Origin of the sequence: Pantoea sp. B270 (assembly GCF_018726825.1) — a bacterium.
GTDB lineage: Bacteria > Pseudomonadota > Gammaproteobacteria > Enterobacterales > Enterobacteriaceae > Pantoea > Pantoea dispersa.
The window spans coordinates 398,288-412,388 of record NZ_JAHCSX010000001.1 but is presented as its reverse complement, the minus strand read 5'-3'; the positions used below and the strand labels follow the sequence as shown (position 1 = coordinate 412,388).

Genomic DNA, 14,101 nt, shown 5'->3' with positions numbered 1-14,101 from the left:
CGCTTACAGCAACTTATTCTGCTGCAGCCACTGCTGCGCTACCTGGCTGGCGTCCTGACCGTCAACGGCGATTTGCGCGTTGAGCTGCTGCAGGGTTTTCTCATCCAGCTTGCTGAATACCGGCTGCAGCCAGTCGGCAATCTGCGGGTACTGTTGCAGCACGCTGGCGCGGATTACCGGCGCGGGCGCGTAAATCGGCTGTACGCCCTTAGGGTCGCTCAGGGTTTGCAGGCCGAGCGCCGCGACCGGGCCGTCGGTACCGTAAGCCATCGCCGCATTGACGCCGGACGTTTGCTGGGCGGCCGCTTTGATAGTAACAGCGGTGTCCCCGCCGGCCAGCGACAGCAGCTGTGACTGGCTCAGCTTGAAGTTGTAGGCTTTCTCAAACGCCGGCAGCGCATCGCTGCGCTCGATGAACTCCGCCGACGCCGCCAGCTTAAAGGTGCCGCCTTTTTTCAGGTAAGCGCTGAGATCGTCGAGGGATTGCAGGTTATTTTGCTGCGCGACATCGCCGCGCACCGCAATGGTCCAGGTGTTGTTAGCCGGTGCTGGCGTCAGCCACACCAGATGATTTTTCTCTGCATCGAGCTTTTTCACCTTCTCATAGCCCTGCTGCGCGTTTTTCCACGCCGCGTCCTTCTCATCATTGAAGAAGAACGCCCCGTTGCCGGTATATTCCGGATAGATATCCAGCTCACCGGCGGTGATTGCGCCGCGCACCACCTGCGTGGTACCGAGCTGGATTTTATTCACGGTTTTTACCCCATGCTGGTTCAGCACCTGCAGAATGATGTTGCCGAGCAGCGAACCTTCAGTATCGATCTTGGAACCTACCTTGACCGGGTCCGCTGCCTGCACGGCCCCGACACTCATCGCGAATGCGATCATCCCCAATAAACCCTGCTTAATCATGGCGCTTTCCTCAGCATTATTTTCTTTCAGTGATTATCAAGCGTAGCCTGGCGAAACGGGATGGGTGCGGTCAAGCGGCGCAATTCGTTCTTTTTCTGCTATCCGTTGCCGGTTTTATAGAACGCTTTGGTTGCACTTATAACCAAATAGAATTTTTCACATCCGTGGCGCGGCTTATGCTCATAGCCCCAATCATTACAATAAATCACACAACATCATGTCTGACTTAACTTCTTCGGCGCACGTGGCGCTGGCAGGGAATACGCCGCAGGGCGAGACGCAGTGGATTCGCAGCGCGGCCGACGTGACGCGGCTGGTCAACAACAGTAACGCCTCGCGCAGCAATGCGCGCATCGTCATCGCCATTGCGCTGGGCGGGGTTTTTCTCGATGCCTACGACCTTGGTGCGCTGGCCTTCGGTATTAAAGATGTCACGCGCGAATTCAATCTGACGCCCGCCGGCACCGGCATGGTGGCGTCGGCTATCACCTTTGGCGCGATTGTTGGCGCGCTGATCGGTGGCTATCTCACCGATAAAATTGGCCGCTATCGGGTCTTCATGGCCGATATGTTCTTCTTCGTGGTGGCGGCACTGGCCTGTGCCTTTGCGCCGAACGAGTACGTGCTGGCGGCGGCGCGCTTTGTGATGGGGCTCGGCGTCGGCATCGATCTGCCGGTGGCGATGGCGTTTCTGGCGGAGTTTTCCCGACTGCGCGGTCAGGGCAATAAGGCCGCCAGCGTCGCGATGTGGTGTCCCTCCTGGTACGCGGCGATCAGCATCTCCTATCTGCTGGTGCTGCTGCTGTATGCGGTGCTGCCAGAGAGCCATACTGACTGGCTGTGGCGGCTGATCCTCGGCTTTGGCGCGGTACCGGCGCTGTTGATCATCGCCATCCGCAGTCGTTACATGAGCGAATCACCGATCTGGGCGGCAAATCAGGGCAACCTGCAGGGTGCAGCGGCAATCCTGCGGCGGTCGTATAACATCAACGCGGAGGTCGCGCAGGATGCCGAGCTCACTGCCGCACAGCCAGTACGTAAAGCCAGCTGGCGCAACTACGGCGCGCTGCTGCAGGGCGTTTACCGCCGCCGTACGCTGCTGGCAACGATAACCTCGATTGCATCGTCGTTCGCCTATAACGCCGTGGCCTTTGGCCTGCCGGTGATCATCTCCAGTTTCCTCGCGCAGTCGATGCTGACCACCATTCTGGTCTCGCTGGCGCTTAACCTGCTATTTGCGTTTGTTGGCGGCCTGCTGGCGGTGCGGCTGGTGCCACGGCTGGGCGCGTGGAAGATGTCGGTGGCCGGTTACGCCTGCCAGTGTGCGGCGCTGCTGGGTCTGGCGCTGATTGGTCGCCCGGCCGGCGGCGAGGAAGCAGCGCTGGCAATTGCCATGCTGGCGCTGTTCCTGTTCGGCCAGGGGTTTGGTCCGGGTTCGCACACTATGACGTTTGCCTCGCTGAGCTATCCGGCTTCGCTGCGCGGCGTGGGCGTCGGCTTTAACCAGACGCTGATGCGCGCCAGTTCGACGGTATCCCTGTTTGTGTTTCCGCTGCTGGTGGCGGCGTTCGGCACCGGCGTGTTCTGGGTGATCCTGCTCGCACCGCTGGCCGGATTACTGGCGCTGCTGGCGATTCGCTGGGAACCGTCAGGCTATGATGTCGATGCGGAAGATTTTCAGTAAGCGGATAACGCCTCAGCGATGAGGCGTTGGCTCAGGCGGTGAGGCGGAAATCGCCCAGCGTGTTGGGGATGCGCGGAAAAGTGTGCAGGAACCACGGCGTGAATTTTGCCGGATTGTCGCGCATCTCCTGCTGAATCTGTTCGACTGAGCGGTAACACCAGTCGTCAGCCTCATCAAGGTTGAGCACCGGCACTTCGTCACTGATGGCGAAAAACACGTGACCGTACTCGTGTTCGATTAGACCGTTGCTGAGCGGCAGGTTATAGCTCAGTTCAAACACCGGCGTTAACGCCAGATCCAGTCCCATCTCTTCACGCAGGCGGCGCTCAGCCGCATCGCGCGTCGGCTCCTGCGGGTAGGGATGGCTGCAGCAGGTATTGCTCCACAAACCGCCGCAGTGATACTTGCTTTGCGCCCGGCGCTGCAGCAACAGTTCATGGCGCGAATTGAACACGTAAACCGTTACCGCACGATGCAGCAATCCTTTCTCATGCACTTCCAGCTTTTCCATCTTGCCGGTGGGACGATCGAGGTGGTCAACGAGGATAACTTCAATGGCGGGCATGACAACTCCTTCGGAAAAATCCCCACTATTGTACACAATAGCGGAAGCGGCAGCGGAGAAAATCGCGCACATTCCGTGCGCTGGCGCGATAAGCAGTAAGCTTAGCAGCCAGCAGATAATTCAGCAGAAAAAGGCGGGGAAAAGCGTGACAGCGGCGCAAAAAACGCGCCGCTGTGCTCTCTGACGGGATGAATTACAGTTTGAAGCCGTGCACCACCTGCTCAAGCTGCACGCTCTGCTCTTCCATGGCGCGCGCCGCTGCCGAGACCTGCTCCACCAGCGCCGCGTTCTGCTGGGTGCTGCCGTCGAGCTGGGTAATCGCCACGTTCACCTGTTCGATCCCCATGCTCTGCTCGCGGCTGGCGGACATGATTTCGCTCATCAGCGTTGTGACGCTACTGACGCCCTGCATCAGCTCGTCCATGGTTTGTCCGGCCTGCTCCACCAGCTGGCTGCCGGTGTCGATATTAGCTACCGACTCTTCAATCAGCTTCTTGATTTCGCGCGCCGAGTTGGCGGAACGCTGCGCCAGATTGCGTACCTCCGAAGCCACCACGGCAAACCCGCGACCCTGTTCACCGGCGCGTGCCGCTTCTACCGCCGCGTTGAGCGCCAGAATATTGGTCTGGAAGGCGATGCTGTCGATGACGCTGATGATATCCACCACCTTACGCGAGGAGTGATGGATTTCGCCCATGGTGCTGACCACCTGACACACCACTTCACTGCCGCGCGCCGCCACCTGGGACGCGCCATCTGCCAGCTGGTTAGCGTGCGTGGCGTTGTCGGCGTTCTGACGCACCGTGCCGGTCAGCTCTTCCATCGACGCGGCGGTTTGCACAATGGAACTCGCCTGCGATTCCGTCCGCGCCGAGAGATCGGCGTTGCCGCTGGCGATTTCACGTGAAGCCGCAGTAATCGCCAGTGCGCTGTCGCCCACCTGGCGCATCAGCCCCTGCAAATGGGCGATGAACTGGTTAAAGCTTTGCGCCACAGCGTTGAATTCCGGGCTATTGCTGGCCGGCAGACGCTGCGTCAGATCCGCGCCACCGGTCGACAGCGCTTCGATGTTTTGATGCAGCAGATTCAGGCGTTTCATCATCGCGCGGACAAAGCCAAGCAGCACCAGCAGCAGCAGAATCGCCAGCGGGATCTGGACCAGGCCGAGACGGGTCAGCATGCTGTGCGTCTGCGCATCCAGCAGCGCGGACGGAACGTCGCTGGCCAGATACCACGGGCTGCCGGGAATGGCCTGCAGGAACAGCGTGTGCTCACCATCTTCTCCGCTGAAGGTGGTTTGCGACGGCTGAGAACCGGCCTGTGCCAGCAGCCCTTTCAGCGCCGCCGCCATTGGCAGCTGGGTATCAGCCAGATTTTCCAGCTTCGGCGTCCCCTCCAGCAGCGCGGCATTGCCGACCACTTTGCCGTCCGCTTCGACAATCAGTACGCGGCCATGAATCGCCTCACCCATCTGCTGCGCCAGCTGGTTGAAAAAGCCGAGCGTGACGTCAATGGTTGAGACACCCCACACAGTGCCGTTACGGTAAATCGCCATGGCGCAGTTGGTGCGCGGCTGCGGGCTGGCGGCATCCTGATAAGCCTTCGCCCACGCGCACTGGCCTTTTTCTGCGGCCATGCCATCTTTGTACCACGGCTGCTCCCAGTATTTGTCGGCAGCATCGGAGTTCCAGTAGGTGTTGACCTGCAGCTGGTTGCTGGCGTTACGCGCAAAGAACGAGCTGTCTTTCTCTTTCGCCGGATCGCGCCGGTTAGGTAACGGCCAGATACCGCCGCCGAACACGTTGCTGTCCTGATACTGGTTAACCAGCGCCGGCAGCAGCGTATCAATGGCGGCGCTGTCCATCACGCCCGCCGCTTCGGTAATCGCACGCTGCTGCGCCTGCACGCGGTTCATCTGCTCGACGATACGTCCGGCGAGACCATCCACCTCATAGCGCACCAGCCGGCTTTCGTTCTGGCTAAGCTGTGGCGCGATGAACTGATTGATCACCAGGACGGTGACCAGCATAAGAACAACGAAGAATGCGACTAAGGTCGCGGTAAAACGGGATTGTGTGGTTTTTAACATCGGTGTGCCCTTACCCTGGTGTGGCGAGTTGCCTGATCGAGGTTAACGGCTTGTTACAGAGGAACTTGAGGTGCGCCAGATCACAAAATGGTTAACTGATTGAATAGCGTGACCATAAGAGCGCTTATTGTCACCGGCCTTACCCTGCTGTTCCTCAGCAATGAAGAGACTGCAAAGAATGAAACGTAACGCTAGGGTGCTCCTGACCAGGCATTAACGATCAATCCTGCGCCGGAAATAAACAGAATGGCGTTTATCAGCACGGCAAATTGAGTGACTGACAGTCTCTGGACTATCACCTTCGTGCTCAGGGTGCCCAGCATAATGCCACTGCCCACTAACACACCGGTGAGCACAACCTGCATTGAGAGCGCCTGCTGGAAGGCGAACGTACTGACCTTGCTGAAATATAACAGCAAGGCACTCGATGCTTCCGTGCCAATAAATGCGCCACGACTCAATCCATAGGCGGTAAAAATCAGCACGCTCACCGGTCCGGTGGAGAGAACCAGTCCGGTCAGAAAACCCACCACGCCACCACAAAGCCCTAACTGCTTTATCGAGAGTATCCAGTGACTGTTTTTCAGGCTGCGTCTGACCAAAATCATCACCCAGAAAAACAGACCCAGCGCGCCATCAATGATCCAGGCGGGTAAAGAGAGCAGCACATGCGCGCCTAACGACGCAGCTGGCACGCCAGGCAGGCTATAGGCCAGAGTGGCGCGCCAGTCGATTTCACGCCACCAGACCGCGATGCGCGAGAGATTCCCCAGGATTGCGGCGATAGCCATGACCGGCATCGCCACTCTGGGGCCGAAATTGCTGACCATCAGCGGCAGCAGCAGTAACGAAGAACCGGTGCCGATGATGCCACTCAGCGCTCCGGAGAGGATCGCGATCAGCGTCACAAAGAGATATTCACCCACTGAGTTTCCTCATTTTCAACGGCAAAGCACGCATATTAATGAGGGCAATTCGATCATAATATCGATAAATATTGCCCACCACTGATACTAAAAGTCACAGATGAAAAAACGTAACCTGCCACCGTTGAATGCATTGCGGCTGTTCGAAACGGCCGCGCACGCCAACAGCCTGAGTGACGCGGCTGAGGAATTAGGGGTGACCCACGGTGCCGTTAGCCGTCAGATCAAATTGCTTGAAGCGTGGCTGGGACAACCGTTATTTGAACGTCAGGGACAGCGCAGCGTGGCGGCGGAACATGCCCGGGCTTTTGCCGCAGAGATCAGCACCGCTTTTGACATCATCAGCGATGCTGCAGTGCGCTTTGGCAAAACACCGAACACCCGCACGATACGCGTCAATGCGCAAACCACCTTTGCGATGCACTGGTTGATCCCGCGCCTGCCGGCATTCCACCGCCAATATCCTGACATTGAAATCTCGGTATCCACCTCAAACAGTTCGGAGGTGAAAGGGCTATCTGGCTTTGACGTATTGATTCGCCGGGATGCGCTGAACAAACCTGAATGGCGTTACTTTGAGAAGAAAGCGTTATTTGAGGAAAAACTCACCCTGATTGCCGCGCCGAAACTGTTAGCCACAAAAGCGCTGAACACCCCTGCAGACCTGGCGTCCCACGTTGTCGTGTTATCCAGTACGCGGTCAGGCGAGTGGGAGCAGTGGATGAAGCAGGCTGGCGTCGGGGAGGTGCGTCCGGAACGTTTTCAGCGATTCGAACACAATTATATCAGCCTGCAGGCGATTATTGATGGCGTCGGTGTGGGTATCGGTGGAATACAAATGCTGGGACATGATCTGCAGGGCAACCGGCTTGTCACCCCGTTAGCTATTGAGGCGAAGGGGAGCCGCTACGTGGCGTTAATTGCGCCTGACGTGGATAAATCATCCTCGCTAAACCGCTTTATCGCATGGCTGGAACGGGAAGCATCCGCTTAATACCCGCCTGGTCGCTGCCAGAGGGGTATGTCGGGGCTTTTTCGGCAGGCACTAGGGTGCGGACTCCACCACTTCCTGGCGCGGACGGAATACATGATTGCTGCCCTGCGCCAGCAAACGCTGCAGCAGCTGCTGGCCGCCGCGATCGTCCGCCTGGGCAAACAGCCGCTCGGCTTCGGTAATCGGCGTCGCCCACAGCAGATTTGGCCGATCGCCGTCGCGCTTCGGCAGCCGCAGTTGCGCGTTTTCGCCCGCCAGCCCGTTGGCCAGCAGGAAGCTTTCAAAGCCGACCGGCGCAACTTCCGACGCCAGCGTGTGCCCTTCGCCAATCCACGTCAGCCGCGCCCACGGCAGATGAGCAAACTCCGCCAGCGCGCTGGCCATCTGTACCGCGTTGGCCTCGGTCATCACTTCACCATCCACCGCCATCGCCAGCTCTACACGCCGGTACTGCGGTGCCAGCTCGTCAAACAGGTAATCCACCTGCGGCATCGGCCGGATACTCATGCCGAGCGTGAAGAAATACCACACGCCGTTATGCCAGTGCTGCGAAATCGCCATCGGCGGCCAGTTGCCTTGGTCGATGGCGTAATATTTTACCGACTCACCAAACTGCGCCTGGTAACGTTGCAGCAGCTCGCTCTGCACGCGATCCCACTGCTGGCCATCGTGCCAGTCACGCCAGAAATGACGCTGCTGTTCGGCGCGCGCGTAGTAATCGTTGGTGGAGGCTGAACCGAGCGGCGCGGTGAGACGGTTCTCTTTGATGCAGCCCGCCGAGAAGCTGACCTGCTTGTCCTGATACAGGCTCCAGCCAGGGATCACCGCCAGCAGCTGGCCGTAATACCACAGCGCGGCACCGTCGTCGCTGGGCTCCCACAGAATCTGCAGGCCGGCCGGATCGAGCATCGGCTCCGCTTCCAGCGTGCGGCAATAGCTGGCGCTGAGCAGCGGCGCAATACCCTGCTCCATCGCTTCGCGATCTTCCTGCGCCGGTGCCGGCAGCAGATTGCGCAACCAGCAGCCGCGCACGGCGTACTGACTGCGGAACAGGTCGTTCGGCCAGATATAAAAATAGGCGGTACGCGCATCCTGTTCGACGATGGCGGTTAAAGTGTGTTGCTGATTCGGCACCTCAGCAATCAGAGGTTGGTGTGTCATAACGCCTCGACAATGCCTGGAGGGATCCATTTTCCCCGAGAATAGAGCAGGATCGGCACTCGCGCCATGTGACACAAGGGTAAAACTCTCAAAGTGCGCCAAGCCATCGTTCAGCCCGGCTTAAGAATGGCGGGGGCAGCGGCGGCGAAGCTTCAGATTTTTTTGCGATTCTTTTACCGCTTCGCATGCTATTGTCAGCGCACTCTTCTGTTGCGGAGCTGTCGTCATGGTGCTGCAAACCCTCGATCTCAATCTGCGCGAAATCGTGATTCTCGCCCTGCTGCTGTGGCTGTTTGTCCGCTATACGTGGGTGATGGCAGCCCTGACGCTGATCGTCGCTGCCATCGCGCTGCTGGTGCTGCTGCCGCTGGATATCTACTACACGCTGGTGCCGCTGGCGCTACTGGGCGTTGGCCTGGGCATGCTGCTGCATCACTATCAGCAGCGCCAGCTCCTGCTGAAACGCGAGGCGCGCACGCCGCGTAGCTATACCAGCAAGCAGGATGAATTTCACCTGTAACGCGGATCGCGCCCCATGCGCTGCATGGCACGCGCCCAGGCGCCACGCTGGATTGACCAGCGCAACAGGGCGGCAATCAACGCGATCTGCTTATCAATCCGCCATTGCGCCACTGGCCCGATCGGCTGTTGCATCAGCTGTTGCGCCCAGTCGGGCAGCAGACCACAGCCAGCCCGCAGCATGACGCGCATCGCCGGTTTCGCCTGCCAGCTGGGTGCTGGCGCATTAAGCAGCAGCTGCATCACTTCGTGAGTGCGCGCATCGTAAACCAGCTCTGCCCGCATCGCCTGTAAATAGGCCTCAACCGCCTCTACGCTTTTCGGCACCTGCTGCGCACCAAGCGCTTCCGCCACCCGCGCCGCTTCGGCGTAATAACGATCGCGATCGGCGAGGCTGAGCTGTGGATTTTTGTAGCGCAGATGCGCGGCCAGGAAGCGGCTGGTTTCTGCAACGTGCACCCAGGTAAGCAGATGCGGATCGCTGGCGGCATAGGGTTTGCCGGTGTTATCGATGCCGGTGACGCGCAGATGGATGCGTTTGACCCGCTCAATCAGCGTATGCGCATCGGCGGTGTTGCCGAAGGTGGTGACCGCGATGAACTGGCTGGTGCGCCGCAGCCGGCCGAGCATGTCCTGGCGGAAACTGGAGTGATCCCACACGCCCGCCAGCGCCGCCGGATGCAGCATCTGTAGCATCAGCGCGCTGATGCCGCCGCACAGCATCGCGGGAAAGTCGCCGTGCACCTGCCAGATGATGTGGTCAGGACCGAACAGGCCGGGATCGCCCGGCGGTTGAGAGATGTCAAATTCGTTGAGCGACAGGCCGTTAAGGCGAAAGACCTGCTGTTCGATGCGGTGGCGGAGATTCATCATATTGACGCGTCAGGCTGGTTAAGCTGGTCGGCATGAATGCCGACCCTACAATGTCACGTCAGCATAACATGTACAGGTTGATCTGGTCGGCATGAATACCGCCCCCGGAATGCTACGACAGCATAACCTGTAGGGTCAGCATTTATGCTGACCCTAAGACTCACAAATAATCGAACTGCGCATCCTGGGTTCTGACTGAATCCAGACCGATCATCACGTTGAATTTGCCCGGCTCGGCGACGTGCTGCATCTTCTGATTCCAGAACTTCAGCGCATCGACATCAATCTTAAAGCGCACGGTCTGCGACTCGCCGGCCTTCAGCATAATGCGCTGGAAGCCTCGCAGCTCCTGCACCGGACGGCTGATACTGGCAACCGGATCGTTCAGGTACAGCTGCACCACCGTGGCACCATCGCGTTTGCCGGTATTCGTCACCGTCACGCTGGCTTCCACCGTGCCGTTACGCGGCATGGTCGGGGCAGACATCTTCACCGGCGACACGCTGAACTGGGTATAGCTCAAACCGTAACCAAACGGATAGAGCGGACCGTTGACCGCGTCGTAGTAGTGCGAGGTGTACTTGTTCGGCTTCTCGAAATTGTACGGACGGCCGGTTGGCAAATGATTGTAATAAATCGGAATCTGTCCGACCGAGCGCGGGAATGACACCGGCAGTTTGCCCGATGGGTTGTAATCACCGAACAGCACATCGGCGATGGCGTTCCCGCCCTCGGTACCGCTGAACCAGGTCTCCAGCATCGCATCCGCCATGCGGTCCTCATTTACCAGCGCCAGCGGACGGCCATTCATCAGCACAATCACCAGCGGTTTCCCGGTGGCTTTCAGGGCCGCCAGCAGCTTCTGCTGGCTCGGCGGGATCACCAGATCGCTGCGGCTCGACGCTTCATGCGCCATGCCCTGCGCCTCGCCCACTGCCGCCACTACCACGTCCGCTTTTTTCGCCTGCGCGACCGCTTCGTCAATCAGCTGCTGCGGCGAACGGGCATCGACGCTGACCGCCTGCTCATACAGGTTGAGGAAGTTCTGGATACCTTTGTTATCAGAAATATTGGCCCCTTTGGCATACAGCACGGTGCCTTTGCCGGCCATGGCGCTGCGCATGCCCTGCAGCAGCGAGACAGATTGCTTCGCCACACCCGCAGCCGACCAGCTGCCCATGATATCGCGCTGACTATCGGCCAGCGGTCCCACCAGCGCCACGGTGGCCTCTTTCTTCAGCGGCAGGGTTTCATGCCAGTTTTTCAGCAGCACCATACTGCGGCGCGCCACGTCGCGCGCTTCCGCCCGGTGCAGGCGGCTTTCCGCATTGGTGTCCTGCGGATCGCTGCCTTTCGGACCCAGATGGCTGTACGGATCGTTGAACAGGCCCATGTCATATTTAACGTTGAGCACGTGACGGGCCGCATCGTCGATTTCCGCCATGCTCACCGCGCCGCTTTTCACCAGTCCCGGCAGGTATTTGCTGTAATACTCGTCGCTCATACTCATGTCGATACCGGATTTCAGCGCAATGCGCACGGCATCCTGCGGATCGCTGGCGACGCCGTGTTTGATTAACTCTTTGATGGCACCGTGATCGCTGATGGTGATGCCTTTGAATTTCCAGTCGTTGCGCAGAATATCTTTCAGCAGCCAGCTGTCGGCGGTGGCCGGGGTGCCGTTCAGCGAGTTGAGCGCCACCATCACGCCGCCGCTGCCGGCATCCAGTGAAGCTTTATACGGCGGCAGATAATCCTGGAACAGGCGCTGCGGGCTCATGTCGACGGTGTTGTAATCACGACCGCCTTCCACTGCGCCGTAAGCTGCAAAGTGCTTAACGCTGGTCATGATGGCGTAGCGGTCAGCGGCGCTCTTGCCCTGCATGGCTTTGACCATCGCACTGCCCATCTGCGAGGTGAGATAGGTATCCTCGCCAAATCCTTCAGAGCCGCGGCCCCAGCGCGGTTCGCGTGACACATCCACCATCGGTGCCCAGGTCATGTTGAGGCCATCGTCTGCCGCTTCATAGGCGGAGATGCGTCCCACTTCGCTAACGGCTTGCAGATCCCAGCTGGCGGCGAGGCCAAGCGGAATCGGAAAAATAGTGCGCTGGCCGTGCACCACATCATAAGCAAAGAACAGCGGCACCTTCAGGCGGCTGAGCTGCATGACCTGATCCTGCATGGCGCGGATATCCGGACGCGTTACCGTATTGAAAATCGCCCCGACCTGGCCGTGCTGAATCATGTCGCGAATCGCCTCTTTTGGCGTATCCGGACCGACGCTAATCAGGCGCATCTGCCCGATCTTTTCATCCAGCGTCATTTTGCTCAGCAGCTGATTAACAAAGGCGTCGCGCGCCTGTTCCGTCATTGGATGGGGGCCGAACAGGTAGTCCGCAAACGCGGGTTGCACGGCAAGGGAAACAGCGAGGCTAACAGAGTAAATCCATTTCATCAGGTCGGGTTCTCTTAAGTAACTGCGCAATATCGAAATAACCGGGGCAGTGTGCCACAAGATGAGGATAGCAGGTAGCCGCCATTGTCACACTGCGCCCCCGTGGCCGACGCGTGCTACAGTAGAAACGCCACGTTAACGACAAGGATAGGCTAATGAATAACAACACCTCACACCCTGCCCTGCTGTCCGAGCTGCGCCGTCTGGTCGGCGCATCACAGCTGCTGACCGACGCGGAGCAGACCGCACGCTATCGTAAGGGTTTCCGTTCCGGCGAAGGCGATGCGCTGGCGGTGGTTTTCCCCGGCTCGCTGCTGGAGCTGTGGCGCGTGCTGCAGGCGCTGGTACAGGCCGATGCCATCGTGCTGATGCAGGCCGCCAATACCGGCCTGACCGAAGGTTCAACGCCCAACGGCAACGATTACGATCGCCCGGTGGTGATCATCAGTACCCTGCGTCTCGACAAACTGCAGCTGATCGACGGCGGCAGGCAGATTCTCGCCTTCCCCGGCAGCACACTGTATCAGCTGGAGAAAACCCTCAAACCGCTCGGGCGCGAGCCGCACTCGGTGATTGGCTCCTCGTGCATCGGCGCCTCGGTGCTGGGCGGCATCTGCAATAACTCCGGCGGCTCGCTGATCAAACGCGGCCCGGCCTACAGCGAAATGGCGCTGTTTGCGCAGGTGGACGCCGACGGCAAGCTCCGGCTGGTCAACCATCTGGGCATCGACCTCGGTCATTCGCCGGAAGAGATTCTCGGCCGGCTGGACGACGAGCGCTGGCAGCCGGATGATGTGCGCTGGGATGCGCGCCACGCGTCCGACCACGAATACGCCGAGCGGGTGCGGGACATTCACGCCGATACGCCGGCGCGTTTCAACGCCGACCAGCGGCGCCTGTTTGAGGCGTCAGGCTGCGCCGGCAAACTGGCGGTGTTTGCCGTGCGGCTCGACACCTTCCCCACCGAGCCAAAGCAGCAGGTGTTTTACATTGGCACCAACGACCCGGCGACGCTCGGCGAGCTGCGTCGCCACATGCTGGCGGAGTTTACCCATTTACCGGTCGCCGGTGAGTACATGCACCGCGATATTTTCGACATCGCCGAGGTCTACGGCAAAGACACCTTTGTGATGATTGATAAACTCGGCACCGACAAGATGCCACTGTTTTTCACCCTCAAAGGCCGGGTGGATGCCTGGCTCAGCAAGCTGAGCTTCGTTAAGCCGCACCTGACCGATCGCCTGCTGCAACGCATCAGCCGCTGGTTCCCGGCGCACCTGCCGAAGCGCCTGAAGCAGTATCGTGACAAATACGAGCACCACCTGATGCTGAAGATGTCCGGCGACGGCGTGGCCGAAGCGCAGGCGTATCTGCAGGAGTATTTCCGCGAAGGCGGCGGTGAGTTCTTTGCCTGCGACGCCAAAGAGGGCGCGCACGCCTTTCTGCATCGTTTTGCCGCAGCCGGTGCCGCCGTGCGCTATCACGCGGTGCACGCTGACGAAGTGGAGGATATTCTGGCGCTGGACATTGCGCTGCGCCGCAACGATCAGGAGTGGTTTGAGCGCCTGCCGCCGGAGTTTGATAACGATCTGATTCATCGCCTTTACTACGGCCACTTCTTCTGCCACGTGTTTCATCAGGATTACATTGTGAAGAAAGGCGTAGATGCCCATGCGCTGAAGGAGAAGATGCTGGCGATCCTCGCGGCGCGCGGCGCGGAGTATCCGGCAGAGCATAACGTTGGACATCTGTATGCGGCCAAACCGCAGCTGCAGGCGTTTTACCGCCAGCTCGATCCGACCAATACCTTTAACCCGGGCATCGGGAAAACCAGTAAGCAGAAAGGCTGGGCGGTGAAAGCCTGAGTCAGATCTGCCGGACCCGTAGCGGCGCGATTTATCGCGCGGGTTTGCTGCATCA

11 protein-coding genes and 1 pseudogene are annotated in these 14,101 nt (G+C 59.4%); 5 read left to right on the top strand and 7 right to left on the bottom strand.

The window, feature by feature from the left end:
- Window positions 1-3: 3 nt before the first annotated feature.
- Window positions 4-912: an ABC transporter substrate-binding protein gene (locus tag KOL70_RS02040; protein ID WP_058775319.1), complete on the bottom strand. Its 909-nt coding sequence runs from the start codon at window positions 910-912 to the stop codon at window positions 4-6.
- Window positions 913-1,129: 217 nt separating this feature from the next.
- Between KOL70_RS02040 and KOL70_RS02035 the strand changes: the two genes are divergently transcribed.
- Entirely contained in the window at window positions 1,130-2,596 is a 1,467-nt protein-coding gene (locus tag KOL70_RS02035) for an MFS transporter (RefSeq protein ID WP_215480132.1), read from the top strand.
- Window positions 2,597-2,627: 31 nt separating this feature from the next.
- Here the strand turns inward: KOL70_RS02035 and idi are convergent, their stop codons facing one another.
- The 3 genes from idi to KOL70_RS02020 form a co-directional block, all read right to left on the bottom strand.
- A complete protein-coding gene (gene idi, locus KOL70_RS02030) occupies window positions 2,628-3,161 on the bottom strand; it encodes an isopentenyl-diphosphate Delta-isomerase (RefSeq protein ID WP_058757829.1) in 534 nt (177 codons plus the stop codon).
- Window positions 3,162-3,354: 193 nt separating this feature from the next.
- A complete protein-coding gene (locus KOL70_RS02025; protein ID WP_215480131.1) occupies window positions 3,355-5,250 on the bottom strand; it encodes a methyl-accepting chemotaxis protein in 1,896 nt (631 codons plus the stop codon).
- A gap of 191 nt (window positions 5,251-5,441) precedes the next feature.
- Complete coding sequence (locus KOL70_RS02020; RefSeq protein ID WP_371824650.1) at window positions 5,442-6,158, bottom strand: sulfite exporter TauE/SafE family protein; 717 nt, start codon at window positions 6,156-6,158, stop codon at window positions 5,442-5,444.
- A gap of 118 nt (window positions 6,159-6,276) precedes the next feature.
- Between KOL70_RS02020 and KOL70_RS23780 the strand changes: the two are divergent.
- Window positions 6,277-6,450: pseudogene (locus tag KOL70_RS23780) on the top strand (LysR family transcriptional regulator); the annotation flags it as partial.
- A 9-nt stretch (window positions 6,451-6,459) separates the two neighbouring features.
- On the top strand, window positions 6,460-7,170 hold the full coding sequence (locus tag KOL70_RS02015; RefSeq protein ID WP_371824663.1) for a LysR substrate-binding domain-containing protein: 711 nt from the start codon (window positions 6,460-6,462) through the stop codon (window positions 7,168-7,170).
- Window positions 7,171-7,221: 51 nt separating this feature from the next.
- Here the strand turns inward: KOL70_RS02015 and KOL70_RS02010 are convergent, their stop codons facing one another.
- Entirely contained in the window at window positions 7,222-8,331 is a 1,110-nt protein-coding gene (locus tag KOL70_RS02010; RefSeq protein WP_215480128.1) for a suppressor of fused domain protein, read from the bottom strand.
- Window positions 8,332-8,557: 226 nt separating this feature from the next.
- On the opposite strand from KOL70_RS02010, the gene KOL70_RS02005 reads away from it, so the two are divergent.
- A complete protein-coding gene (locus KOL70_RS02005; protein WP_215480127.1) occupies window positions 8,558-8,851 on the top strand; it encodes a hypothetical protein in 294 nt (97 codons plus the stop codon).
- On the opposite strand, the gene KOL70_RS02000 is transcribed toward KOL70_RS02005, so the two are convergent.
- Window positions 8,842-9,723, bottom strand: a complete 882-nt coding sequence (locus KOL70_RS02000; RefSeq protein WP_021508470.1) for an oxygenase MpaB family protein — start codon at window positions 9,721-9,723, stop codon at window positions 8,842-8,844. The two genes, KOL70_RS02005 and KOL70_RS02000, sit on opposite strands and share 10 nt — an antisense overlap.
- Window positions 9,724-9,883: 160 nt before the next feature.
- On the bottom strand, window positions 9,884-12,181 hold the full coding sequence (gene bglX / locus KOL70_RS01995; protein WP_215480126.1) for a beta-glucosidase BglX: 2,298 nt from the start codon (window positions 12,179-12,181) through the stop codon (window positions 9,884-9,886).
- Between the two features lie 155 nt (window positions 12,182-12,336).
- On the opposite strand from bglX, the gene dld reads away from it, so the two are divergent.
- Window positions 12,337-14,046: a D-lactate dehydrogenase gene (gene dld / locus KOL70_RS01990; protein ID WP_058781288.1), complete on the top strand. Its 1,710-nt coding sequence runs from the start codon at window positions 12,337-12,339 to the stop codon at window positions 14,044-14,046.
- Window positions 14,047-14,101 lie beyond the last annotated feature (55 nt).

Bases quoted from the DNA above. Each gene is read 5' to 3' on its own strand.
- dld (WP_058781288.1), top strand. From the start codon at position 12,337: ATGAATAACAACACCTCACACCCTGCCCTGCTGTCCGAGCTGCGCCGT.
- KOL70_RS02000 (WP_021508470.1), bottom strand. From the start codon at position 9,723: ATGATGAATCTCCGCCACCGCATCGAACAGCAGGTCTTTCGCCTTAAC.
- KOL70_RS02040 (WP_058775319.1), bottom strand. From the start codon at position 912: ATGATTAAGCAGGGTTTATTGGGGATGATCGCATTCGCGATGAGTGTC.
- KOL70_RS02010 (WP_215480128.1), bottom strand. From the start codon at position 8,331: ATGACACACCAACCTCTGATTGCTGAGGTGCCGAATCAGCAACACACT.
- idi (WP_058757829.1), bottom strand. From the start codon at position 3,161: ATGCCCGCCATTGAAGTTATCCTCGTTGACCACCTCGATCGTCCCACC.
- KOL70_RS02035 (WP_215480132.1), top strand. From the start codon at position 1,130: ATGTCTGACTTAACTTCTTCGGCGCACGTGGCGCTGGCAGGGAATACG.
- KOL70_RS02005 (WP_215480127.1), top strand. From the start codon at position 8,558: ATGGTGCTGCAAACCCTCGATCTCAATCTGCGCGAAATCGTGATTCTC.
- bglX (WP_215480126.1), bottom strand. From the start codon at position 12,181: ATGAAATGGATTTACTCTGTTAGCCTCGCTGTTTCCCTTGCCGTGCAA.
- KOL70_RS02025 (WP_215480131.1), bottom strand. From the start codon at position 5,250: ATGTTAAAAACCACACAATCCCGTTTTACCGCGACCTTAGTCGCATTC.